The 24494-nt window shown below is 66.9% G+C and carries 25 protein-coding genes and 1 pseudogene; 24 read left to right on the forward strand and 2 right to left on the reverse strand.

Annotation, left to right across the window (positions count from 1 at the left end; translation table 11 throughout):
- Positions 1–28: 28 nt before the first annotated feature.
- On the reverse strand, positions 29–1075 hold the full coding sequence (locus FRC96_RS09105; protein WP_146974179.1) for a M23 family metallopeptidase: 1047 nt from the start codon (positions 1073–1075) through the stop codon (positions 29–31).
- A 284-nt stretch (positions 1076–1359) separates the two neighbouring features.
- On the opposite strand from FRC96_RS09105, the gene FRC96_RS09110 reads away from it, so the two are divergent.
- Positions 1360–2523: a hypothetical protein gene (locus FRC96_RS09110; protein WP_146974180.1), complete on the forward strand. Its 1164-nt coding sequence runs from the start codon at positions 1360–1362 to the stop codon at positions 2521–2523.
- Positions 2524–2571: 48 nt separating this feature from the next.
- On the opposite strand, the gene FRC96_RS09115 is transcribed toward FRC96_RS09110, so the two are convergent.
- Positions 2572–3042, reverse strand: coding sequence for an LEA type 2 family protein (locus FRC96_RS09115; protein WP_230470058.1), 471 nt, complete (start codon positions 3040–3042; stop codon positions 2572–2574).
- Positions 3043–3231: 189 nt separating this feature from the next.
- On the opposite strand from FRC96_RS09115, the gene FRC96_RS09120 reads away from it, so the two are divergent.
- From FRC96_RS09120 to FRC96_RS09220, 23 genes and pseudogenes are all read left to right on the forward strand, one after another.
- Positions 3232–3819: a YceD family protein gene (locus FRC96_RS09120; protein WP_146974182.1), complete on the forward strand. Its 588-nt coding sequence runs from the start codon at positions 3232–3234 to the stop codon at positions 3817–3819.
- A gap of 100 nt (positions 3820–3919) precedes the next feature.
- Positions 3920–4108, forward strand: a complete 189-nt coding sequence (rpmF, locus tag FRC96_RS09125) for a 50S ribosomal protein L32 (protein WP_111727862.1) — start codon at positions 3920–3922, stop codon at positions 4106–4108.
- A 280-nt stretch (positions 4109–4388) separates the two neighbouring features.
- Positions 4389–4595, forward strand: a pseudogene (locus FRC96_RS22740) (acyl carrier protein); the annotation flags it as partial.
- Between the two features lie 57 nt (positions 4596–4652).
- Positions 4653–5111 (forward strand): ribose 5-phosphate isomerase B, encoded by a 459-nt coding sequence (gene rpiB, locus FRC96_RS22745; protein WP_349632750.1) that lies wholly within the window; start codon positions 4653–4655, stop codon positions 5109–5111.
- A 21-nt stretch (positions 5112–5132) separates the two neighbouring features.
- Complete coding sequence (nrdR, locus tag FRC96_RS09135) at positions 5133–5645, forward strand: transcriptional regulator NrdR (RefSeq protein WP_146974184.1); 513 nt, start codon at positions 5133–5135, stop codon at positions 5643–5645.
- Positions 5646–5651: 6 nt separating this feature from the next.
- Positions 5652–6809 carry a bifunctional diaminohydroxyphosphoribosylaminopyrimidine deaminase/5-amino-6-(5-phosphoribosylamino)uracil reductase RibD gene (gene ribD, locus FRC96_RS09140; protein WP_146974185.1) on the forward strand — a complete coding sequence of 386 codons (1158 nt, stop codon included), beginning with the start codon at positions 5652–5654 and terminating at the stop codon, positions 6807–6809.
- A 3-nt stretch (positions 6810–6812) separates the two neighbouring features.
- Complete coding sequence (locus FRC96_RS09145; protein ID WP_146974186.1) at positions 6813–7451, forward strand: riboflavin synthase; 639 nt, start codon at positions 6813–6815, stop codon at positions 7449–7451.
- A 21-nt stretch (positions 7452–7472) separates the two neighbouring features.
- On the forward strand, positions 7473–8624 hold the full coding sequence (ribB, locus tag FRC96_RS09150; RefSeq protein WP_146974187.1) for a 3,4-dihydroxy-2-butanone-4-phosphate synthase: 1152 nt from the start codon (positions 7473–7475) through the stop codon (positions 8622–8624).
- Between the two features lie 38 nt (positions 8625–8662).
- Positions 8663–9133, forward strand: coding sequence for a 6,7-dimethyl-8-ribityllumazine synthase (gene ribH / locus FRC96_RS09155; protein WP_146974188.1), 471 nt, complete (start codon positions 8663–8665; stop codon positions 9131–9133).
- Positions 9134–9146: 13 nt separating this feature from the next.
- On the forward strand, positions 9147–9596 hold the full coding sequence (gene nusB / locus FRC96_RS09160) for a transcription antitermination factor NusB (protein WP_146974189.1): 450 nt from the start codon (positions 9147–9149) through the stop codon (positions 9594–9596).
- A gap of 2 nt (positions 9597–9598) precedes the next feature.
- The gene (locus tag FRC96_RS21980) at positions 9599–10603 is read left to right on the forward strand and encodes a hypothetical protein (RefSeq protein WP_230470059.1); all 1005 of its coding nucleotides are present in this window, start codon (positions 9599–9601) and stop codon (positions 10601–10603) included.
- A complete protein-coding gene (locus tag FRC96_RS09165; protein ID WP_230470060.1) occupies positions 10600–11310 on the forward strand; it encodes an MBL fold metallo-hydrolase in 711 nt (236 codons plus the stop codon). Before FRC96_RS21980 ends, FRC96_RS09165 begins: the two co-directional genes overlap by 4 nt.
- 129 nt (positions 11311–11439) lie before the next feature.
- Complete coding sequence (locus FRC96_RS21985) at positions 11440–12522, forward strand: hypothetical protein (protein WP_230470061.1); 1083 nt, start codon at positions 11440–11442, stop codon at positions 12520–12522.
- Between the two features lie 179 nt (positions 12523–12701).
- Positions 12702–14321, forward strand: coding sequence for a hypothetical protein (locus FRC96_RS09175; protein ID WP_146974191.1), 1620 nt, complete (start codon positions 12702–12704; stop codon positions 14319–14321).
- Positions 14318–15004 carry a hypothetical protein gene (locus tag FRC96_RS09180; protein ID WP_146974192.1) on the forward strand — a complete coding sequence of 229 codons (687 nt, stop codon included), beginning with the start codon at positions 14318–14320 and terminating at the stop codon, positions 15002–15004. The genes FRC96_RS09175 and FRC96_RS09180 overlap by 4 nt, the downstream gene beginning before the upstream one ends.
- Complete coding sequence (locus tag FRC96_RS09185; RefSeq protein WP_146974193.1) at positions 15001–16980, forward strand: hypothetical protein; 1980 nt, start codon at positions 15001–15003, stop codon at positions 16978–16980. The genes FRC96_RS09180 and FRC96_RS09185 overlap by 4 nt, the downstream gene beginning before the upstream one ends.
- Positions 16977–17966 (forward strand): hypothetical protein, encoded by a 990-nt coding sequence (locus tag FRC96_RS09190; protein ID WP_146974194.1) that lies wholly within the window; start codon positions 16977–16979, stop codon positions 17964–17966. The genes FRC96_RS09185 and FRC96_RS09190 overlap by 4 nt, the downstream gene beginning before the upstream one ends.
- A 5-nt stretch (positions 17967–17971) precedes the next feature.
- On the forward strand, positions 17972–19234 hold the full coding sequence (locus FRC96_RS09195) for a hypothetical protein (RefSeq protein WP_146974195.1): 1263 nt from the start codon (positions 17972–17974) through the stop codon (positions 19232–19234).
- Between the two features lie 19 nt (positions 19235–19253).
- Complete coding sequence (locus FRC96_RS09200; RefSeq protein ID WP_146974196.1) at positions 19254–19991, forward strand: tetratricopeptide repeat protein; 738 nt, start codon at positions 19254–19256, stop codon at positions 19989–19991.
- Positions 19992–20051: 60 nt separating this feature from the next.
- Positions 20052–20828 carry a motility protein A gene (locus tag FRC96_RS09205; RefSeq protein ID WP_230470062.1) on the forward strand — a complete coding sequence of 259 codons (777 nt, stop codon included), beginning with the start codon at positions 20052–20054 and terminating at the stop codon, positions 20826–20828.
- The gene (locus FRC96_RS09210; protein WP_146974197.1) at positions 20825–21586 is read left to right on the forward strand and encodes an OmpA/MotB family protein; all 762 of its coding nucleotides are present in this window, start codon (positions 20825–20827) and stop codon (positions 21584–21586) included. The genes FRC96_RS09205 and FRC96_RS09210 overlap by 4 nt, the downstream gene beginning before the upstream one ends.
- Entirely contained in the window at positions 21586–23388 is a 1803-nt protein-coding gene (locus FRC96_RS21990) for a hypothetical protein (RefSeq protein WP_230470063.1), read from the forward strand. Before FRC96_RS09210 ends, FRC96_RS21990 begins: the two co-directional genes overlap by 1 nt.
- Positions 23388–24494: a hypothetical protein gene (locus FRC96_RS09220; RefSeq protein WP_146974198.1), complete on the forward strand. Its 1107-nt coding sequence runs from the start codon at positions 23388–23390 to the stop codon at positions 24492–24494. The genes FRC96_RS21990 and FRC96_RS09220 overlap by 1 nt, the downstream gene beginning before the upstream one ends.

Here is a 24494-nt window from a genome sequence, read left to right on the forward strand (position 1 = left end):
TGAAAAAAGATGAAAGAAGCGATGAGGTTCAGGGCCGGTCGACGCGCACGCGGTAGGACCAGGCCCAGCCCGGCGATCCGCACTCGGCGTCGCTGCCGGTGATCATGAAGAAATAATAGCCCGCCCCGAATTCCCCCGGCGCCCAGGGCAGCAGCGCGTCAAAGCGGCCGCGCTTATCAACCGGCACACACGTCTCCTCCCACTGGTCGGAGCCCACCGCGCGGCGGTGAATCGTGATGTTCGGAAAACGCCCCCGGTACTCCCCCTTGATGCGCTGCCCGGCGAGCCCCGCGCCGAGCTCCAGCACCGTGGGAAGTCGCTGCTCCAGAAAGATCCCTTGATGGGCGAAGGCATCACGCGGCAGCGTGGAGTAGTCGGTATCGTCACACGTCAGCGACAGATCGTTGCGCGAGGCATACGTCGCCCGCGGCAGCGGAAAGGCGTAGCCCATGCGCCGCGCCTCCTCAAATCGCACCGGCAGCGTCACACCGGCGAGGTTGGTCTGGGCGAAGTGCAGGTGCGAGCCGCTGGAGAAGCCGGTGTTGCCACACAGCCCCACGATCTGCCCGGCGCAGACCTGCTCGCCAGGCTGCACCAACGCCCCGAAATGCTGCAGATGGTAATAGGAGGTGTAGGTCCCATCGCCGTGGTCGAGCACGACGTAGTTGGCCTCCTCCACGCACTCCGGATCGGAGCAGCCCATATTGGAGTCGCCGCGCACCGACCAGACCACCCCGTCGCGCGAGGCGACCACCGGAGTGCCTTCTTCGCAGGCGAAGTCCACCGCGAACGCCAGATCTTCTTTATGGCTGATGTAGCCGTGAAACCCCTGGGTGACCTCGGCGCTATAACCCGCGCGAAAGGGGATCTTATGTTCGGGGGTGACCTGGTTGCGGCAGATGCCGCTTTTGTCGAGCTGGGCGCCGGCCAGGCAGACCGGCGAGGGGCTGCGGAAGGTCGCGCATCCCGCAGACAGGGCCGCCAGCGTCAGGGCAAAAGCGAGCTTCGCCCGCAGGAGCGCGCCGGCCCGATAGGGATGCGCCGCCGCGCTCTGAGACGTACCGACTGCTCGCACTGCTGATCACCTGTCGGCCTCCCGGAAAAGGAGGCGCCGCACCATCGACATCGTACCCGGGGGTTGCACCCGCGAGCGTCTGCGTTCAACGCGCTCGCCGGGGTGCAGAGTGGCGAGGATGATGGTGCCGCACCGCCACCACGTCAACCCGCCACACGGCGCCGGACGTTTTGACAGCACCGGAGCCTCGGTGACATCATCGCGCGCCTTACGCTCGGGGCCGCGTCGCCCCGCTTCTGGTTGAAGCCGCCACCGCCCCGCCCTTTTGCTCGCCACAGGACATCATGGAACCGATCACCTGGGCCATACTGACCACGCTGGTGCTGCTAGCCGGCGGCGGGGTCACCCAGGCCACCCGCCAGCGCCGCCGCGCCGTCGAGCGCGCCCAGCTGCGCCAGGCGCTGCGCGTCTCAAGGCCGGTGGGCAACACCCGGGTGTCGATCTTTGACGTGTACTGGGATCTGGGCGCGTCGAGCTGGGCGCTGGAGCTGATGCACCACCACAACCTATTGCCCTCCACCGAAGACGCGATCTTCGGGGCGTGGTCGCGGCTGGAAGATCTGGTGGCTGGCCACGGCAGCTACGACGCGTTTTTGGAAGACAGCCTGGAGGCCATTGGCGAGTTCTTCTCGGAGCATCGTGAGGTGGGGAGCCGCCGCCAGCTTCCGGCGCTCAGCTATGAGGATCGCCGGCTGCTGGAGGTTGATCCGGGCGGCGCACAGCCGGTGGAGGCCGACGACGATAACCTCCCGGTGCTGCGCCGCGCCGGGAGCGGCGTGCCCACGCACCAGGAAGCGCGCCAGCGGCGCGCGCTGCGAGGGGACACCCGGAGCGGCGGCGATTGGGGTGCCTCGCTGGGTCTATCGGAGCGGGGCTCGGCGATCTTCGACGTCGACCGCATCGGCAACCTCGACGCGGCGGCCGTGCTCGGCGCCTTTGTCAGCGGCGACCTTGGCCGACGCCTGGAGCAGTGGTGGAAGATGCGCCGGGTGCGCCAGCTGCGCGATGCGCTCGATAAAGAGTTGAGCGACTTCTACACCTTCTACGCCGACATCGTGCATCGCACCCCCGACTTCTACTCGCCGCTCTACGACGCCAGCCGCCGCTGGCGCGATGAGGCCACCCGCCAGCGTTTCGCTCGCAAGCACCGCGACCGGCGCGGAGAGCGCTGGGGCCAGGCCGCCGACCTCTTGAGTGAAGACGCCGTGGCCCTGGCCGAATCTCTGGCCGAGCGCGCCTTTAAGAACACCCACGACACCATTGAGACGCTGCACGCGCATGCGGCGCGCGGCAACGTGGCGATGGCCGGCTACCTCGTCTACCTCAACGCCCACGCCTTCTTCGCCGGACGCCACCCCGAGTATGGCGAACGTATGCGTCGCGTGGACTTCGCCACCCACCGCCTTCAAGAAGAGTTGCGCAAGTTGCGCGATGAGGGCGTGCTCTGAAGAACGCCCCTTCTGGCTCCGCTCATGGCCCGACTCAAAACATCGGTCTCAACGTACCAGCGGGTTATCCCACTGCCCGGCGTCGTTGAAGCTCACCGGGATGGAGCCGATCGGCGTCTCAAAGTGGCAGGCCCCGGAGACCTGCCAGGGGATCACCGGCTCGCGAATGATGCGCGAGGCGCTCTGCTGCGCCTCGGCAAAACGCACCGACACCGGCACATCGACCCGCGCGCTGCCTTTGGCCGGGATGCGCTGGTCGGGGCGCGCGCTGCCGCTGGCCAGATACGCCGAGAAGAGGTCGACGCGCCAGTCCACCTCCCGCAGCGGCAACGCGTACTCATTGGGGTTGGCCAGATCGAAGATCAATCCGAAGTTAAGTCCGCTCAAATTCAGCGAGCGAAACTCCACATCCCGCACCGAGGCGCGCGGCGCGGCGCACCCCACGACCAGCACCGCCGCACCAACAAGCATGAATAACAACCCGACGACGCGTCTTCTCGAAGTTGCGTTATCTGTCATGGGCTCTCTCCTGAGCAGAGTGCATGGTGGGCCGCCAGCGGCCAGGTTGAGCGAAATGGTGCGCCAGTGTGACCGGTTAGAGCAAGCGCGTTGACGCCGGTGCACACCATCGGTACAAGGTCCGCCCTTCGCGCGGCGCCCGCGGGCAACGCGCGATCGATCATCACCTGAGACCATCCGAGGCCCCCGATGAACAGCGCTAACTTTGAGCTCGATCTCCTGGATTTTCAGGGCGAGCCGATCGAGCTGAGTTTTGAAGCCCCGATTGAGGAGCTTGAGTGGCTTAAGAAAGGGCTGGAGTCCACCGGGTTTCGCCCCGCCGACGACGTGCCCTTTAAGGTCGACTTAAGCGCCCAGCTCATCGAGACCACGGTGCGTCTTCATGGCGAGGTAGAGGGCGCGCTGAGCTACGAATGTGGCCGTTGCATGCGGGAGCGGCGCTTCGAGCTTGACTCTTCGGTGGAGTTTGTGTTGATGTCTCGCGCTTCGTGGGAGGAGGCCTATGGCGATCGCGAAGAGATCGTGCTAAGTGCCGACGACCTCGACGTGAGCTTCTACGAGGGAGAGGTCATTGACCTCCGCCCGTTGATCGTCGAAGCCGTGGTTCTGGAGCTCCCCACCTTTGCGCGGTGCCCCGAGGAGGATAAAGCGTCGTGCGACGCGGCCTTCGAGGCGCACGTGGGAGAAGAGACGGTGGAGGCCAATGAGGCCAATTCCATCGATCTTCGCTGGTCGAAGTTGCGCGAGATCAAGCTCAAGAACGACGACAACGAATAAGTGACCCCGGCCCCGACTGATGTTGGCGGCTTTAAGGCAATTTTGATGAAGGCAAGGGCTGGGAGCCTGCGCCAGACAAGAAGCATGAGAGGAGGCTACCATGGCTGTGCCCAAGAAACGTAAGTCCCAGGCCAAGACGCGCTCGCGTCGCGCGAACCACGACAAGCTCACCGCCATCAAGCTGCAGCGCTGCCCGCAGTGCTACGCGCCCAAGCGCTCGCACCGCGCCTGCGCCGACTGCGGCTTCTACGGCGAAGAGCAGGTTGTTGAGGTGTGGGAGCAGTACTGATCCCGCACACCGACCTGGTCGGACCTGAAGATGATGAAGCAGCTGTCGCCGGTGATCCCGCCCGAATGTTGATCGGGGGCGGGTTTACCGGCGCGCTGCGTTTAACGCCATGAGGCAATGGTGACGCCTTTGAATGCGAGATTGAGAGTGACGTGAGCGAGGCGCAAAGCGCAGGCGATGCTTTAGCATGGTCGAGGATTTGCAACGCAGCTCAGGGTGCTCTCAATGCAGCAGACATGGCGTCAACGCTGGCTCATGACGTCGTAACGCCCGGAAACTTATGTCGACCTTAGCGCGTGTGATCGAGGTGATCTCGGAGGTCTTCGAGATCCCCGCAAAAGAGATTGGCCCCAACGACCGCTTCGCCGAAGATCTGGGCGTGACCAGCCTGGATGTGGTCAACCTGGTCTGGCGCGTTGAGGAGGTCTTCGGGCTGGGCGAGCTTCCCGAAGACGCGCTGGAGTCGGTAAGAACCGTCGGCGAGCTGGTGGCGCTGATCGAGCCGCTTCGCGGCGAGCCGAGTGAGGCGGTGGAGATCGACGACGTGGCGATCGCCGCCGATCACGCCGGTGTCGACTTCAAAGCCGATCTCTGCGCCTGGCTGCACTCGCAGCAAAAGTCGGTGCGCGATTTAGGCCCCTCCGACAGCGCCTCGGTCGACTATCCGGATTTTGCCGAGCGGGTCGGGCGCGTGGTCGCGCGCGGGGAGGCGAAGCTGGGGATCCTGATCTGTGGGTCGGGCGTGGGCATGTCCATCGCCGCCAACAAGATCGACGGCATCCGCGCCGTCCTGGTCACCAACCCGGTGCAGGCCGCCCTCTCCCGCCAGCATAATAACGCCAACGTGTTATGCCTGGGCGCCCGGCTCACAGGCCCCGATATGGCAAAGGCGTGCATCGAAGCCTTCTTGACCACGCCCTTTGATCCGGGCGATGACGGGCGCCACCGCCGCCGGGTCGCCCGCATCACCGAGCTCGAAGCTCGCGGCGACACCGACTCCTGATCCTCTTTTCGCAGACGTGTTATGCGCTGTCCCTTCTGTGGCCACCTCGAAGATCGCGTCGTGGACTCCCGCCAGGCTCGCGGAGGCGCGGCGATCCGCCGTCGACGCGAATGCCTGCAGTGCGAGCGGCGCTACACCACCTACGAGCAGATCGAGGAGGCCTTCCCGCAGGTCGTCAAACGCGATGAGACCCGCGAGGAGTACGACCGTCAGAAGATCGAGCGCGGCCTTCGCCTGGCCTGCAGCAAACGCCCCATCTCGGTGGCGCAGATCGAGGAGGTCGTCGACCGCTTCGAGGAGCGCATGCTGGAGCTGGGTGCGCGCGAGGTGACCAGCGACTGGATCGGCTCGACGATCACCACCGAGCTGCGCGATCTGGACCCGGTGGCCTACATTCGATTCGCCAGCGTCTACCGCGCGTTTAATAACATCGACGAGTTTCTCGACGAGCTGCGAGAGCTCGACCGATTTGAACGCGACCGTCACCCCTCGCCACCCGATGGCGACACCGACGAGCCGGCGACGAAGGACTGAGATCCCATGGCAGCGTCTTTGCAGAAGCCCACCGATGGCGAGTACATGGCCCAGGCCATTGAGCTCGCCCGACGTGCCGAAGGTCGCACCCGGCCCAACCCGATGGTCGGGTGTGTGATCGTACGCGATGGCGAGGTGATCGGGCGTGGCTACCATGTGCGCGCCGGCGAAGATCACGCCGAGATCGCCGCCATCAAAGACGCCGGCGGCGACGTCGAAGGCGCCGAGCTCTTCGTCAACCTGGAGCCCTGCAGCCACTTCAACCGCACCCCGCCCTGCTCCGACGCCATCATCCGCCATAAGATCGCGCGGGTGGTCGTGGGCACCATCGATCCCAACCCGAAGGTCAGCGGGCGCGGTGTGCGCCGGCTGCGCGACGCGGGCATCGAGGTTGTGGAGGGCGTGCTCGACGCGGAGTCGCGCGCGCTCAACGCGCCCTTCTTCAAACACATCACCACGGGCATGCCCTGGACGGTGGCCAAGTGGGCGATGACCCTGGACGGGAAGATCGCGTCAAGCACCGGGGACTCCCGCTGGATCACCGACGAGCCGGCGCGGGAGCGGGTGCATCAGCTCCGCGACCGCCTCGACGCCATCCTCATCGGCTCCGGCACCCTGCTGGCCGACAACCCTCGCCTGACCTGCCGCATCGAGGGCGGTCGCGACCCGGTGCGTTTCGTGCTCGACACCTCGTTGCGCTCCACCCCGGACCTTGCGATCTACAACCTCGACGACTCCGACGCGCCCACGATGGTGCTCTGCGCCGACGACGCCGACCCGACGCGCGCCGAAGCGCTGATGGCTCGTCCCAACGTGGAGGTGATCCACGTGGCGCGCGATGCCTCGGGTGGGCTCGATCTCGAGCATGTGCTGCGCACCATCGCCTCCCGCGATCTGCTGAGCGTGCTGGTCGAGGGCGGCGCCACGCTTCACGGCGCGCTCTTTGACCGCGGGCTTGTCGACTATGCCTACGCCTTTGTGGCCCCGAAGGTCGTGGGCGGAGGCGGACCTTCGCCCCTTGGCGGCCGCGGCTTTGAGCTTATGAACGACGCCGTCACCCTGAGCGCCCCGGCACTCGAACGTCTGGGCGACGACCTGCTCCTTCATGGCGAAGTGCCGGCGGAGCGCCGCGCACAGCTCCCTTCGATCTTCGACGAGGCTTAAACGATGTTTACCGGATTGGTCGCCGATCTCGGCGAAGTTCGCGCCAAACGCCAGGCTGGCGAGAACTGGGAGCTCACCCTCGCCACGACGTTTGACTTAAGCACCATCGAGCTGGGCGAATCCATCGCCGTCGACGGGGCGTGTCTGACCGTGACCCGGCTCACCAGCGATGGCTTCTGCGTCGACGCCAGCCCCGAGACGCTGCGCAAGACCACGCTGGGCGATCGCCGCATCGGCGACAGGGTACACCTGGAGCGCGCGCTGCGGGTTGGCGATCGCCTCGGCGGCCACCTGGTGCTCGGGCATGTCGATGGCGTGGGGGTCATTCGCAAGCGCAGCAAAGAGAAGAACGCCTGGCTCTTTGAGGTCGAAGCCCCCCCGGAGGTCGCGCCCTACCTCATCGACAAGGGCTCGGTCTGCGTCGACGGCGTCAGCCTGACGGTCAACTCCGTCGATGGTTCGCGCTTTGGCCTTGCGATCATCCCCTTTACATCCGACAAGACCAAGATCACCGACTACACCGTCGGTCAGCGGGTCAACCTGGAGGCCGACGTGCTGGGCAAATATGTCCGAAAGTTCGTCGAGCCCGACGCCACCGGCGGGTTGAACCTGGAGAAGCTCGCACGTTTCGGATTTCAATGATCCTTTCTGGAGGTAGCGCCGATGTCTGACGCCGCAATCGCTCGGGTAGAACGAGCACTCAAAGCCATCGCTAATGGTGAGATGGTGATCCTGCTCGACGCCGAAGAGCGCGAAAATGAAGGGGATCTGGTCATGGCCGCCGACAAGGTCACCCCGGAGGCCATCAACTTTATGGCCACCTACGGCCGCGGGCTGATCTGTTTGACGCTGACCCCCGACCAGATCGAGACGCTGGGCATCCCGATGATGGTCGACAGCAACACCAGCCCCTTTGGCACCGCCTTTACCGTCAGCATTGAGGCGGCCGAGGGTGTGACCACCGGCATCTCGGCGGCCGACCGCGCCCGCACCATCGAGGCCGCTGTGGCAGACGGGGCAACCCGCCACGACATCGTGATGCCCGGGCATATCTTCCCGCTGCGCGCCCGCGACGGCGGCGTGCTTGTACGCACCGGCCAGACCGAGGGCAGCGTCGACCTGGCTCGCCTGGCCGGCAGCAAGCCCGCCGGCGTGATCTGCGAGATCATGAACCCCGACGGCACCATGGCGCGCTTAAGCGACCTGGAGCGCTTTGCCGAAGAGCACAACATGGTGCTCCTCTCGGTCAGCGACATCATCACCTACCGGCTGCAGCGCGAGTCGCTGCTCGAAGTCGTCGAAGAGACCGAGCTCCCCACCGAGTTTCCCGGCGACTGGAAGGTGCGCGTCTACCGCAGCCGCGTCGATGACGCCGAACACCTCTGCTTTATCTGCGGCACCCCCGACGCCCAGACCCCCACCCCGGTGCGGGTGCAGCCCCGCGTCGACGGCTTCGACATCTTTTTGAAAGACGAGAGCGAGAGCGCCTCCTTGCTCGGCGACTGCATGCAGGCCATCGGTGAAGCCGGCACCGGCGTGATTGTCTATCTGGACAAGCCCGCCACCCGCGCCTCCGATCTGGTGCGTCGCTACGTGCACAAAGCCACCGAAGAGCTCAGCGAAGCCGAGAAGGCCCGCCAGGTGAATCAGCCGCGCCAGATCTTGCGCTCGCTGGGCATCGGCGCCCAGATCCTGCGCGACGCCGGTTGCGGCAAGGTCGAAGTGATGACCAACCGCCCCAAGACCATCGTCGGCTCCGACGGCTTCGGCATCGAGATCGTCAACCAGATCCCCATCCCCGCCCGCTCCCGCTGATCGCGGGCTAAGCGGTTGAATTTAAAAAGGATTATGTTATGACCAACACCATCGAAGGTGGCTTTCACGGCCAGGGCAAGCGTTTTGCGATCGTCTCCTCGCGCTGGAACTCCTTCTTCTCGGAGCAACTTCTCAGCGGCGCGATCGACACGCTTGTGCGCCACGGCGTCGACAAAGACGACATCACCGTGGTGCGCTGCCCGGGATGCTTTGAGCTGCCGATGACCGCCGCGCGCGTCAAACGCACGCTGAAGGTCGACGCGATCATCTGCTTAGGAGTGCTCATTCGCGGCTCTACACCGCACTTCGACTACATCGCTGCGGAAGCCACCAAGGGCATCGGACAGCTGGCGATGGATGGCGAGGTGCCGCTGAGCTTCGGTGTGATCACCTGCGACTCGCTCGACCAGGCCGTGGAGCGCAGCGGCTCCAAAGTTGGTAACAAGGGTGTCGAGGCCGCTATGGCCGCCCTGGAGATGGTCAACCTCTACGACGCGCTCTCAGGCTAAACGAGATTTTCCCATGATCGACAAGCAACGACGCGCGCGCCGAGCGGCGCTGCGCACCCTCTACGCGATCGACGTCTCGGGCTACGAGGCCCGGCACGCGCTGGAGACCATTCGCGCCACCCTGGCCGAGCCCGACGATCACCCGGCCCGTTACTGGGATCTGGTGGTCGCGCGGGTGCACGCGGTGATCGACAACCTGGCCGGCATCGATGAGGAGATTCGAATCCTCAGCCCGCGCTGGCGCATCGAACGCATGGCCGCGGTCGACCGCAACCTGCTTCGCCTGGGAGTCAGCGAGCTCCTGGAAGGAGAGACGGCGCCGCTGGTGGTGATCAACGCCTGTGTGGAGCTCGCCAAAGAGTTTGGCGATAAGGGTACCCCGGGCTTCATCAACGGACTCCTCGACCAGCTATGTCAGAACCGAAACATCACCATCGCCGCCCCCGACGAAGAAGAGGGCTGATCGTGGGTCTGGCCGGCGCCCTGCTGCTTTTAAGCGGGTGCATGCGCCAGCCCCCCGAGCCCAACCGCTTCGTGCCGGGCGATGCGCTCTACGAGCAGTACACCACCCGCGGAAAACGCCTGATCTTTGACGGCCCCGAGGGCGCGCTCATGAAGGTGAGGCTGCGCTCAAAGCAGGTGCGTATCTACGACAGCGCGCTGCGCCCGGTGGGGCGAGTGCGTTTCGGTGAGGGCGATCAGGTGCGCGCCTCGACCTTCGGTGGCGAGGAGGCTCAGAGCGGGTGGGTCAGCGACGACGTCGCCGAACTCCCTGGCCACTGGCGGGTTGAGCGTGCCGACGAGCGCTGGGCGATCTTCGACGCCCAGGGCCAACTTCTGGGACTTCTCGAACCTCCGGCGCCTCGGGAGGGCGGCGACGCGCAGTTGCCGAAAGAAGCCCGCAACACCGCGTTGCCCGACGAACTCAGCGCCGACGACCATGTCCTCTACGCCGCGCTGACCTCACCGGGCGCCGCAGCGGCGCGCCCCGACGTGATGGCCAATAAGAGCGTCGCCCCGGCCCGCACCGACGTGGCGCTCGAAGATGGCGAGGCGGTCGTCGAGGCCAGCCACGCCGAGGCCACGGCTCGCAGCCTGGCGCACACCGTGACCACGGGCCACGACGACGCAGGCGTGTCGCGCGATGACGCGAGTTCCGAGCCGACCTCGGCTCAGACGCAGCGCCACACCTCGTCCCCGGAACGCGCTCCGACCCGCGGCTGGTCGCTGGCCCGCGACTACCGCGATCCTTCGCCGCTGACGATCGATCGCAGTGAGACTCAGCCCCGGGCCCTGGCCGAAAAGAGCGAGGTGCTCGTAGCCCCCGCGGCGGCCGCCGCATGGAGCGATGCGGCCCTGCTCGCGCTCACGATCGAAGCGCTCCCTCCCCTCGCGCGCCAGGCCCTCGCAAGCTGGGTGGATCGCAACCTCGTCGGGTCGACATCGCCTGCCGGCGCCCCGCAGCCATGAACCCGACGCCCCTCACGCTGACCTGGTACGGACACGCCTGCTTCGGGCTCCGCGCCGGTGATCACAGCCTGCTCATCGATCCCTACCGCCCGGGAGGTTTTGGCGGGAAGATGGCCCTGCCTCCCATCGACGACACCTTCGACGCGGTCGTCGTCACCCACGAGCACGACGATCACGCCGCGCTCGACGCCCTCATCCACCCGGCTCCCCGCATAGAGACCGGCCAGCTCGGCCCCTTCACCATCGCCCGGACCCGGGTCTTTCACGACGAGTACGGCGGCCGACGGCGCGGCGGCACGACCGACATCCTCAGCGTGGAGGTGTCCGGCAGGCGCCTCGTTCACCTGGGAGACGTTGGCCACAGCCCTCGCCAGGGAGACCTCGACGCACTGCGCGCAGCAAGGCGCATCGACCTCCTCATCGTGCCGGTGGGCGGCTACTTCACCATCGGAAGCGCCCAGGCCTGGGAGTGGTGCCGCGCGCTCAGCCCGCGGGTGGTCGTGCCCACCCACGCGGCCGACCCTCGCGTCGACTTAAACCTTCGCCCCATCGCTCATTTTCTGGCCAGCTCACCCCTGCCCGTCGAAGAGGTCGGGAGGAGCGTTGAATGTGGTGAGGCACTGCTTAGTTTTAGGAACAGGGTGATCGTGATGGGTACGTCGGCCCATAGAAGCCACGCACTCACCCCGAGACACCCGGCGGCATAGTCTATGCATGCTCGCAGCCTGGCTTGTTGGGAACAATTCGCCTCGCTACGATGGTTCTAAGAGTGAGCGCGCAGGCTTCCCGGCCCGTTTCGTTCACTGGTGATGTGGTAACCAAGAGGGTGGCGCCCCATGGAAGTGCAGCGATTTGAACAAGCCATTTTGAAGATGGCCTTTGAGACCGACGCCCGGATCACGACCGCCTCGGTCGCCTACTACCTCGGGATCCCTTCGAGGGAGGCCAATCGCCTGCTCAATCAACTTCTCGAAGAGGGGGTGCTCGAGCTCGACAGCGACGCCGACGGTAACCTCTACTACCAGGTGCCCAACGGCCAGAACCTGCACGCGCCGCCGCCTCGCCAGCAGACCGACCCGAGCTGGCAGGAGCTGGAGGCGGCCGCCGATATCGCCGCGGGCCGCACGCCGGCCCAGAATCCGGCCCCCACGCCGAGCTCTGCTGCGTCGCCCTCACAGCCGGCGCCGACGCCCGTCGATCCGGCGCGCTCCCCCTTCGGCGCAACCCTCGATGACGCCGCCGAAGCTCCGGCTTTTTCACCACGGCAGCATTCCGATGCGCCGCTGCAGCGCTACCCCGAGGCCGGGCGTTCCCCCGCAGAACGCGCACAACCCGACTTCGCGCCGCCTCCCGGCACCTCCCGCGAAGCCTGGCTGGACTATGGCGTGGTCTCTTCGCGTCGCGACCGCCCCACCCTCTCGCACCGCGAGGGCTATGATGGCGGCCTGCGCTCGCCCGAGCGCTTCTCGACCACCGCCACCGCCGGCTGCGACACCAACTCGGTGATCGTCGACGCTGCCGCCAGCTGTGAGCCCAAACCGCTCGCCAACCAGCGCGCCACCGTCGTCTCCTGCACCGGCTATGAGGCGACCTCCTACGCTCAACCCGAGAGCTCGCCCTTCGGCTTTGCTGTCCCGCGCCCCTCCACCGCCCTGGCCCCGGCCGGCGGCGGCGAGCTCGCGCTCAGCCAGGCCAATGCCCTCGATCAGCCCGAGCATCAACCGGGTATGGCGCTCTTGCTCAGTCTGATCCTCTGCGGCACCGGCCAGATCTACAATGGCGAGGTCAGCAAAGGCATCATCATGATGGTGCTCTGCATCCTCCTGTGGCTGGTGCTCCTGGGCTGGGTCGTGCACATCTGGTCGATCGTCGACGCGGTCGTTGTCGCCGAGCGCATCAACCGCCAGTCCTCTCCCTGAACACCCGGAAGTCCCCTGAAATCAGGCCGCCGCGTCCCTGCGCGGCGGCTGGAGCTTTGCCTGCCTTTCGGCTAGGGTGCCTCCCGATGTGACATCGTCTCGGAGCCCCTATTTCCGCGCTGGCATAAGCCTTGCTGAGCCCGAGACCGTCCCTTTTTCTGTTCGGTCGGAGCTCGCGCTTGGCCCTCTATCGCCTGCACATCCTGCTTCTCACCCTCGGCGCCGCGCTCGGTGCCGGGTCGTGCTCCTTTGTGGACTTCGAGACCAGCCCCTACGCCCCCCGCGCCCTGCAGGCTGTCTACTCCGAACATGACGACCTGACCTACCTGGTATGGCGCATCGCTGATGTCGCCGACCCCGAGCTCCTGACCTACGAGCTCTGGGAGGATGGCGAACTTCAACCCATCGATCTGAGCGACGCGCCCATGCCCTCGGAGCCCTTCGCCTGCGATCGCCTTTACCTCTGCCTGCAATACCAGGTCTCCGGCTTCTGGAGCCCGCCGGGCAACGGCACCGCCCTGCGCGCCACACACAAACGTTTTGGTCCCATCCCTTCGGCACCTGTGCGGCCTCAGCAGATCACCGCAAGCTTCGAGATCGCACCGGTCGCCACGGCCAACAACCGCTTCGCCGACGCCGGCCTCTTCGATGTCCTCTCGGCGATCAACCTTCCGCACCGCCGCACCTTTGAGTGGGTTCTCGTCGATACGCAACCCGGCGAAGACGACGCCCCCTGCGCAAGCCCTCCGGCCGAGGGGTGGCAACGCCTCAGCGATCGGGTTGAGCTACCCCAGAGCTGGACAGACAACCCTCCATGCATGGCCGTGCGCCCCCGGCGCTCCGACCAGCCCGCGCGCCACATCGTTGCGCGCCTGGAGCCCGGCCCCGTGCTCCACGTCGCCGAGCTCGACCACAGCATCGAGGCCATTCGTCATCCCACGCACATCGCCTTTCTGGTCGATCTTCAGGTCACCAACGCCGGTCGCTGCCAGCAGATCGTCGACGCGGTGCGCCAGACCATCCTCAGCGAGTTCGCCGAGGAACAAAAACCCGTGCGCGAGCTCGGGGTCTACTACCCCCGCGACCGTCAGGGCCAACCGACCTCCGGCTGCGACCAGGCCACCAGCATCGACTACCCCATCAACGACATCCTCGCTGAGGGCCGCAACGCGATGGCCGACGAGGTCGAGCGCTCCGCACTCACGCTGGTCGTCATCAACAACCTGCAGCTGACCGCGACCCCCGAGAAGTTGGCGCAGCTCCAGGCGTTCAACGCAGCCACGGAGCTTCCCGACGCCCCCTACAGCTTCGCCTGGCTCGTGGGCTCGGAGGCCTCGTACCCGGGCATCACCTGGTCCTGGAACACCCCGTGGCAGGCTCTGGAGAGCCGCGACTTTGAGCCGCCGCTAAGAGCCGCCGTCCGCTACATCTTCCCCCTGACCAGCACACCGCCCCTGGAGAACTATGAGCTGGAGCTGCCGGTGCCTCCCGGCTCTCGAACCCCGCAATACCTCAAGCTCTGCCAACTTCTCCCCCTGCCAACGACCTACATCGCCGGGCGCCGAGAGTACCCCGTGAACGCGCATCAACTCGAATGGCCGACCGGCGAACTTCCGCGCCTTCGTTACGCGCTGACCACCACCGAATTTGCGTATTATAACGACTTTTATGGAGGCTCCATTGAGGTCGTCTACGAGGTCTGCGACGCCTTCTGCGACAACGCATTTCAGGGCCGCAACGGCCTGACCTACGGCTCCTGGCTCAACGCCCCCAACGCCTGCCAGTGGGGGGCGCCATGAACGCCTCCTTACGCCCGGCCTTGCTCCTGGTCATCGCGACCGCCGCGCTGCTCGCCAGCGCATCGACCACCCATGCTCAGGACGCCCCGGCCGGCAACGGATCAACCTCCTCCGCCCAACCGCTGAGCGCACGCCCCACCGTCGAAGATCGCCTCGGCGATAAAGACGCCCGCTTCTTCGCCCACGCCACCGGAACCTGGCTGATTCGCAACGACTTCTACGACAGCCCCGGCTACGGACTCGACGCCGGTTACTACTTCAACGAGCGATGGGGCGCCGAGCTCCGAGTGCTCCGCCTCCACAGCACCCTCTCCCGCGCCGGCAAGACCGTCTTGCAGCAGAGCGGCCTGGCCCCCGATCTGCGCGCCCCCGATGTGTGGCTGAGCGCCGGCGTGCGCACATCTGTGGGCTACGCCAAGATCCTCCTCTGGGATCGCTTCGTCACCCGCTTCGATCCCCAGCTCGTCGCTCACGCCGGTGTGCTCTTTGCCGAGGAGCGCATCGCCCCGAGCGTTGGCCTGGGCCCCGGCGTGCTCGTGCACCTGAAGTGGGATCTGCAGGTCAAATTCGATCTTCTGCTCACCGCGAACTTCGAGCGCCGCCAGCGCGGCATCACCCCGGCCTTCGGGGTGCTCCCCACGCTGAGCTTCGGCTGGTCCCCTCCGCGCGGAGGCCAACGATGACCCCGCGCCCCACCATCACCACAGCGCGCCTGGGCCTCACCCTGGCCGCGCTCTTGCTCTCGGCCTGCATCCCCCTCGACACCGTCGATGACCCGGCGCTCGGGCCTTTTGATGCCCTCCACCGGGGCGATCTCAGCCAGGCCGAGCAGCGCCTGGCCCACCGCGTGCAGCGCGGCCCCCCTGGCGAGCTCGATCCCATCGCCCGCGACCTCATTGACCTGGCGACCTGCGTCGTGCCCACTGCCTCCGGCGACCTGGCGGGCCATCATACGACCTCCGACGCGCACCTGCTCGCAAGCCTCATCGCGCTCGAAGACACGCGCCGCCTGCGCCTGATCCGCCAGTCCCTCAACCTCCCCGCCGAGCGGCGCGCCGGCTGGCACCGCGGCACCATTCACACCACGCTCACCTCCCGCGACGCGTTCAACACCGAGCCCGCCGACGTGCCGGCCGACACGGTGACCTGGCCCGCGCACACCGAGCGCTGGCCTGGCGAGCGGCCAGCGGCCGTGGCGATCGACTGGGAGTGCGAGTCGCTTGGAAAACGCGCGCGCGATATCTCAAGCCACACCTGGCTTGCCCGCGAATCCGATCAAACCCGCATGGCGCTTGAACTTCTCGACATCTCCGACGGGCCCGACCTGCCACAGCTGCACGAGGCGTTGAGCGCACACCTCGTCGATCTTTCGCTGAGCCGGCTGGAGCGCACGCCCGGCACGCAAACGCCTCAACAGATCGTCGCCCTGGCCCGCGAGCGCGCCCACGCCACACTCGCCGCCCGCGACGCGCTCCATCACATCCAGCGCGTCAACGCCCGCGCGCCCTCCCCCGGCACCCTGGCCAGGCAGGCCTCCCTGGCCATGGCCACCGGCGAGGTTGAGTTTGCCAGCGACGCGTTGCGCCTGCTCAGCGAAGAGCTCAAAGGCCCCATCGCCCTGGCCGCGCGCTACCTTCGCCTGCGCCTGCTCTGGCTTCAGGGCCGCTTCGACGAAGCTGCCCATCTCGCGCTGCCTCTTCCCCCGCCGCAGTCCGGTTACTTTGAGGCCCACGCCTACTTCGGTGTCACGGCGCTTCGCCGCAGCGGCCGCACCGACGCCTTCCTGGGCGCCGCGCGCGAAGCCCTGCGTGACCGCGACCGCGCCCAAAACCCCTACCTGGGCGCCGTCTATCAGGAGGTGCTGCGCGAGCTGGCCACCTACCAGGTCGACGCGCGCACCTTCGAGATCCTCGAGGAGTTCGGGCCTCGCAACAAGCTCCTGGAGCGCGTCGCCGAGCTGGCCGATGTGGCCATCGACGCCGGGCGCCCCCGCGTCGCCGAGAGTCTGGCGCAACATCTCCTCAACGAAGATCGGGACGCGCGCCGGCGGCCGCGCTACCACGCCACACAAGCGCTGGCGGCCTTCCTCCTCGACGACGCCCCCGCCTTCGTCGACGCCCTTCGCCTCATCGCCCCTCGCCCCGACGCCATCATGGAGGTGATCCCCGCCCGGCGACGCGCCACCTTCTTCGCCGAAGCTGACGCCCAGCTCGCGCGCGTGCTCCGCGCCGCGCTGCCCCTGATGGCCGAGTGGGGCGACTCCCCCGCTGACCAGGCCCGCCGCCAACGCTGGCTCAGCCTGATGATCGAGGAGCTTCAACGCTTTATGCGCACCACCCCCGACTCCGCGATCGGCGAGGAGCTTGAAGAGCTCTACCACCTGGCTGGCGAGCTGCTGGAGGATCATCCGCGCGGCTACGCCGAGCGGGTGGGCCGCGATGAGGCCACCGCGCTGATCCTGGGCACCGTGCACCTGCCCCCGGCCTACCTCGCGCTCGACGCCCCCAACCCCCGCATGAGCTGGCCATCGGTGCGTTCACTTCTTATCGTGCCCCGCGATCAGGGCGCGCTCAACGCGTGGCCCTCGGGCTTTGATTTTGAGCGCGACGCACGCCCGCAATCCAACACGTCCGACGAGCAACCCGCCGAGGCGCCATGAACCATCTGCTAAAATGCGCATCAGCGTTGGTGATCATGGCCATGTTCACCCTCGGCCTGGCCTCACTTGCCCCCGCCGCCCATGCCGTATGCTTAAGCGGGCTCTTCGGCGCCAAAGACGATGACAAACCGGCGGAGAACGGCCCGCGCTGCACCTTCCACGAAGACTGCGCCGAGGGATTCTCCTGCGTCGATATGGTGTGCCTCTCACCCGAAGCCATCGCCGAGCGACAGGCACAGGCCCGGGCCACCGAGAGCGATGCCACCACGGTGGCGCCTCCCTCTCAAGCCCCATACGACGGCGGCGCCGACAGGGTCTGCGGCCAGAACCGCCGCTGCCGCATCGAACGCCTTAAAGAAGAGCAACGCGCGCGCCGCCATCTCGACATCGCCCGCCAGCAGCTTCAGACGCGCCGCCAGGCCGAGGCCATCCTGGCGCGCCGCGAAGAAGACATCCACCGCCTCGACAAACCCTGGCTGGTCGGCTTCACCGCCCGCTTCTTAGGCCCGGGCGTGCTCGTCGGCCGCACCTTCTTAGGCGGCCACCTGCGCGCGGAGGCCACCGCGCTCTTTGTCGACCAGTACTTCTACTACCAGCCCGACGACCCCTCCCTGGGCTACGTCGACGGCAACCAGTCCTTCATCCTGGGCAGCGCCCAGGCCACCTACCTGCCCTCCACGCGCTGGTTCTCCCCCTACCTCAGCGCCGGCTTCAGCATGGCCTCGGGCGACTTCTCCAGCTACGCCGGCGGGAGCAGCTCCGACACGCAGGTCAAATACCACCTGGTCACCGCCGCGGTGGGCTTTGAAGCCCAGTTTAAGATCGGCCTCAACGCGCGCCTGGGCGTCACCCACGGCCGGGTGCTCTACAACCAGGTCAGCTTCGCCCCCGGCGCCTACGACCAACAGGCCCGCGACAACCTCCGCGCCTACATGAACTCCGACGGCCTCTTTAGCTTCGACTTCACCCTGGGATGGGCCTTCTGATGATGATGTTGAATTCACGCCAAAACCTCCCGCGCCGTGCACCAGCCTCCGTCACGCTGGCTCTGCTCACGCTCTGCGGATTGCTCGCCATCGCCTCGCCGGCGTGGGCACAATCCGCCGATGAACTTCGCCTGGACGACGCCCCCGCCTCCGAGGACACCTCGGGCGACGAGGCCGAGCAGGGCGATGACGCGGCGGAACCCGCCAGCAACGAAGCCAGAGTGCGACCGGCCCCCACCGCCGAAGATCGCCAGCGCCAGGCCTCCGAGAGCGTCGCGCGCCAGCTCCAGACCAGCGCCAACAGCGTCACCCTCTACCAGCTCGCCGAAGAGATGGTCGACGAGGCCCTCTCCGACATCGCCGACCTCAACCCGTCGGTCGTCGCCCCGGTGGCGGTGCGAAACCTCGACGTGTCGCCAAACCTGAGCATGCATTTTGGCGACTTCGTACAGAGCACCTTCGTCTCGGCCGTGGCCAACCTCACCGACATCCGCATCAAACGTTGCGTGGCCTGCCGCGCGATGCGCTCTCGCGTCGAAGGCGACGACTGGGTGGTGAGCCTGGGCCTGACCGAACACGAAGACTTGCGCCGCGAGGCCGAGCGCCTGGGCGTCAAAACCTACCTCGACCTTCGCTTTCATTTCTTCCCCGAGGCCAACGTCGCCGCCATGCAGCTGGAGATCTTCCGCGCCGACGACGGCGCCATCCTCTGGAGTCAGACCTACCGCTCCGACGCCACCACCGCCGCGATTTTGCGCTCCGGCGACCGCGTGGTCGGCCGTGCCGAGCGGGTGCGGGAGCTGGAGCGCAAGATCGAAGAGCGCCCCTACTACGGCCACATCCTCTACCTGGGCATGAGCACCATCCCCTACGACGGCCCGGCCGGCGCCATCACCGGCGCGGCGCTCGGCTACCGACTCTATGAGCGTTTTGGCGAAGATCGACGCTACCTTTTCGGGGTTGGCGCCGAGGGTTTTGCCAACTTCTCCGACGCCAACGGCCTGCTCGGCGCCTTTGTCGGCGCGACCTTCCAGCGCGAGCTGCTCCCGCCCAACCTCAACAGCTTAAAGCTGCGCACCGGCCCCACCGTGGGTGGCTTCTTCGCCGGCAGCGAGGGCAACTCCTTCTCCGCAGAATGGGGCCTGGACGCCGTGCTGCAGTTCCGTCTCGGAGCCGGCATCAGCCTGATGTACTTCCTCCCCACCGAATACGCCGGCTACGACCTGGGTGGCTTTGGCTTTAAAGCGCGCGCCAGCTTCAACTGGTAATTCGACCGAAGGATTCGACGTGAACACTCGCCAGACACTCCTGATCGCCGCCGGGGCCCTGCTTTTGAGCGCTTGCGCCAACAGCAACGAGGTCGCGCAGACCCCGATCATCGTGCCCTCGGCCGCCACCTCCGCCCCGCAGTACCAGGGCGATGGCTCCATCCCGCCGCAGCGCTACGTCGTACGCATGAGCGACGGCTCCCGCGACTGGGAGGTGGAGTTCCCGGAAGTCGCCACCGGCTACGAGATGCGCATCCCGCTGGGCGACGAGGGCGAAAAGAGCGACGTCTACCCCACGCATCACCCGCTCACCCCGGCCGACCGCGAACTCATTGAACATCTGCGCCGCACCAACCCCAACTTCGAGCGGGAGGGCACCTTCGTCGACGGCGAACACGCCACCGACCGCATCGCTGGTGAGGTGGAAGCCGAGCCGCGCCGGCGCCCCGAGGGCCGCGCCGAAGACGCGCCCGCTCCAAGCCGCCCCAGCTACTACCGCGGCGTCGAAGAGATCAAACGCCTGGCCGCCTCCGGCAACCACGAGATGGCCATGGTGCACCTCACCGACCTGGAGCGCTATTACCCCGACGACGTGCAACTTCTGATGATGAAGGGCACCCTCTGGAGCTTTCTGGGCCGCGAAGCCCTGGCTCGCCAGGCCTGGGAACAGGTCTTGCAAATCGAGCCCGACAACCGCGAAGTCATCGATGCGCTGCGCCAGCTCGACCAGGGCCCCGACACCGAAGATCTCGACTGAACACAACGCCTTCCTCACCCGCAGCGCGCGCCTCACCGGCGCCCCCTGCACGGAGATACCATGCACGTTTTCATCGGCGCGCTGATCGTCATCGCCACATTTCTGACGGCTTTTCAGTACATCAGTCAGGAGTTCAGCGGTTTTTTCAACATGTACTCCGCCATCCTGCTCGGCGGGGTGCCCATCGGCCTGATGATCCTCACCTACCGATTCGGCGTCATCGGCTCGGCCTTCAAGGGCCTGGGCCGCGCGCTCATCGGCAACCCGGCCTCCGAGCGCGATCGCCTGGTCGAGCACCTGCTGGCCTTCGCCCGCGCCATCCGCTCCGAGCGACCCGCCGAAGCCTCCGCCATCATCGAGCGCGAGCCCGACCCGATGTTCAAACACCTCGGCCGTCAGCTCCTCCAGCAGACCCACGCCGAAGAGCTTGAGCTCGACGCCCTGGTCATCGGCCGACGCGAGCTCTCCACCTTCCAGAATGGCGAGCGCGTCTTTGGCAGCCTGGGCGACTTCGCCCCGGCCATGGGCATGATCGGTACCGTCATCGGCCTGATTCAACTTCTGGCCAACATGCGCGACTTCGAAAAGCTCGGCCCGGGCATGGCCATCGCCCTCTTGACCACCTTCTACGGCCTTCTGCTCGCGCACCTCCTCTACCTTCCGCTCGCTCGCCTGATTGGCCAGCGCCGACTGCAACGCGCCGAGAACTTAAACCTGGTCGTCGACGCCATGCTCAAGATCGCGCGTCGCCGCCCCCTGCATGAACTTCAGCAACTTCTCAGCGAGGGACGCCAGGCCGCGCTCACCCCGGTCGAGCCCTCCAGGAGGAGCGCGTGACACAGCTGATTCAGGAGCGCTTTAACGAAGACGTCCCCACCGGACAGGCCGGCTGGCTGGTGAGCTACGCCGACATGATGACGATCCTGCTCACCTTCATGATCCTGCTCCTCTCGATCTCGACCATCGCCCAGACCAAATACGATCTTCTGGTCCAGGCGTTCACCGGCTCGCGCGCCGGCAACCTCCACGAGGTTCAGGAGAAGATCGATCGCGTCATTGAAGAGCAGGCCCTCGGCGGCGAGGTGCAGACGTTGTTGGATGATGAGGGGTTGAAGATTCAGTTCTCCAACGCGCTCCTCTTTAACTCCGGCAGCGCCGAACTCTTGCCGCGCGCGCTGGAGGTCTTTGGGCCGATTGAGCGCCACCTCGTCGACGACTTAGGCCCGACCTACGGTCTTGTGATCGAAGGCTATACCGACGACGTGCCGGTGGTCTCCGGGCGCTACCGTTCCAACTGGGAGCTCTCCACCTCGCGGGCGATTCACGTGATGGAGCGCCTTGCCGCGGCCGGCCTCGATCGCCGCCGGATGTCGGTGCAGGGTTTTGCCGACACCCGCCCGGCCACCGAGGTCGACCTCTACGACACGACCACCGTCGACGCCCTCGATGAGGCCGCGCTCAACGAGGTCCGCGGCGCCAACCGCCGCGTGGTCATTCGCATCGACGCGCTCGATCCCGATCTTGTGCAACGCCTCTACCCCGACGCCGACTCCCCGGGCGACGCCGTGCCGGAAAGCCCCCAGGAGATCTTCTGATGCTACGTGCCCGACACCACCTTATCTTCGCACTTCTTGCCGCCACCTTCGCGCTCTGTGCGTCTCCAGCGTTTGCCCAGGGTCGCACCGGTGAGCGCGCCGCCATCGAGGGCACCCGCGCCCAGGCCGAGGCTCTGGCCCGCGCCGAGCTCGAGGGCCTTTTGAGCCGCCTCTGCCCCGGGCGCTGCGAGCTTGTGGAGCTGCGCGCGGTGGTCGAGGCCCCGCGCGCCGTCGGCCGCGTCACCCCGGGCTTTGGTGACGCTGTGGCCGGCTCAAGCTACGAGACCCGGGTGAGCCGCATTGAGGCCACGGTGCTCCTCGACAGCAAGCTGCCGCAGAACTTCCGCGCCAACATCGCGCGCATGGCGCAGTTTCGCCTGCAAGACATCGCCCCCACCATCGAGGTGCGCCCGGAGTTTTTGGACTTCCCCGAGCCGCAGCTCCCGCCGATGCCTCCGATGATGCAGGAAGAGCCCCGGCCCGCCCCGCGCCCCGCACCTCTGCCGCCGATGCCCGAGGTTGACGATCCGGAGCCCGAACCGGCAGCCGAGCCCGCTCCCGCCGCCGAAGTTCCCGCCGACGAGGGCCGCCCCCTCTGGCAGGACGCGCTGCCCTGGATCGCGCTCCTGGCCACTCTGCTGATCTTGAGCTTTTTGATCATCATGATCTTGCGCCGCCTCGAAGCGCTGACCGATCGCCGCAATGAGCCTGCCCCCGAGCCCGCCCGCCCCGCCGACGAGGCTCCCGACGCCCGCCCACGCGCGATGCCCGACGTCGACCGACTTCGCGACGAGCTCAAGCACTCGCGCCCGGTGCTCAACCGCATGCTCCGCGCCTGGATCACCGACGAGCCCGCCGAGGTCGCGCTCCTGGTGCGCCTCGTCGGCTCCGACATCTTAAGCGACGTGCGCCGCGACGCCTCGCTGCGCGCCCCGATGGAGACCATCGCCGAAGAAGTCGCCCGCCGCGACCAGGCCCTCGACGCCGAAGAGGCCCACGCCATCGCCGAGAAGGCCCGCGCGCGCCTGACCGCCCAGCAGGTCCTCGACGACGGCTCCACCGACGCCGAGTGGGAGTTTCTCGAAGGCCTGGGGCTGGCGCATATCGCCACTCTGTTGGAGAGCTGCACCCGTCGGGAGCGCGCCTTTGTGCTCACCCGGCTCTCGCCAGTGGTGCGCTCGCGTTACCTGGAGGGGCTGGAGAGCGAGGAGCGGCGCGATCTTCTTCTGGAGACCAGCGACGCCGACTCCCTCTCCCGCACCCAGGCTCGCGAGCTCGCCGCACGCCAGCGCGCGATGGCCGAGGAGTTCATCGACGCCGGCCGCGAAGCCCAGGGCCAGGCCTCCATGATGCTCGAGATGATCGAAGCGCTCGCGCTGCGCGAGCAGGAAGACATCCTGCGCGATATCCTCGCCAAGAAACCCGCCGTCGCCGACGTCGTCCTCTCCCAGATGGTTCTGGAGTCGGCGGCGATGCACGTGCCGGATGAGCCTCTGGCCAACGCCCTGCACCGCATCCCCGTCGAGACGCTGGCGCTCTTTATGCGCGGCACCCGCCGCGACATCGCCGATCACCTCCTGGCGCGCGCGCCCGCCTCGACCCGACAGGCCCTGGCCACCGAGCTCTCGCTGGACATCCCCTCCACCCGCGCGGAATTTCTGGAGGCGCGCCGTACCTTCTCTCAAACACTGCGCACCACCCTGGCACGCGATGGCTTTGAGGTCGCCACCTACAACGCCAACGCGCTGCGCCGCGGGGCCCACGCCCGACAGGCCCCGCCCACCGAGCCCGAGGTCCTCTGATGCGACGCCTATCACTAATGGTATTGTTGGTCGCCCTGGCGTTCTCCGCCCTGAGCAGCTGCACGCTGATCCGCTACATCGATCCGCCCCCGCCCCCCGGCGAGGAGCCCGATCCCAAAGTCGTCGACGTGCTCGTGCTGGTTGACCTTCCCCGCGGCTCGGCCAACCTGATGGCCGGCTACGCCGGCTTTATGGAGATGTTCGAATACGCGCTTGGCGAGTACAACATCGCCACCCGCCAGGTCGCTATCGCGCCGCTTTACCGCCGCCAGGGCGACACCCCGCCCCTGATCTACGGTCGCCCCTCGCTGACATCCACCTCCGGGCAAAACGAGGTCACGCCCCGCAACGACGGCAGCAACTTCCGCGAGCCCACCCCGGGAGACGAAGACACCTCCGAGCCTCGCCCCGAACCCGACGAAGAACCCACCCCCGATGAACCCAATATCGGCGAGCCTCGATGGGACGACATCGGCGGCGGGCCCGGCCAGAACTTCGGCCTGGCCGAGACTCTACTCTACTACATCGGTGATGACGGCCAGCGTCACCTCGACACCCGCACTGAAGTCCCCGGCGAGAACCTCGCTGCGCTCGGCCTCGACCTCGACCGCGCCACGATCTTCGATCCGACGGGCACGATCACCGACTCCCGCGCCTACTTCAAAGAGGCCGCTGACGGCTTTGTGGTGATCTACCTGACCGGCACCTCACGCCCCTGCGCCCACGGCGACCAGGCCTGCCAGCTCGACGGCAAAAACCCGGCGGCCTACTTCAGCGCCACCGACGACGCCAACCTCGCAAGCTGGCTCGCGCTGCCCGGCCCCTCCGGCTTAAGCCCCGCACGCATCTTCCACATGCCGGTGGCCAGCGCCGAGGAAGTCTCCTTCGACCAGTTCGCCGACCGCTGCCTGGCCGAACCTAACTTCCCGGCCGGCGCCCTGGATGTAATGGAGCCCTCGGAGAATGCCTACTTCGGCCCCTTCATCGACCAGCTTCGCGCCGATGGCGGCCAGGGCTACAACATCGACCTCTGCCAGGCTCTCTCCTCGCGTTCCGACCGTGCAGCGCTGAGCGCTGCCGCCTACCTGCAACGCCTGCTGCGCTGA

Origin of the sequence: Lujinxingia vulgaris (genome assembly GCF_007997005.1) — a bacterium.
In the GTDB taxonomy this organism is placed as follows: domain Bacteria; phylum Myxococcota_A; class Bradymonadia; order Bradymonadales; family Bradymonadaceae; genus Lujinxingia.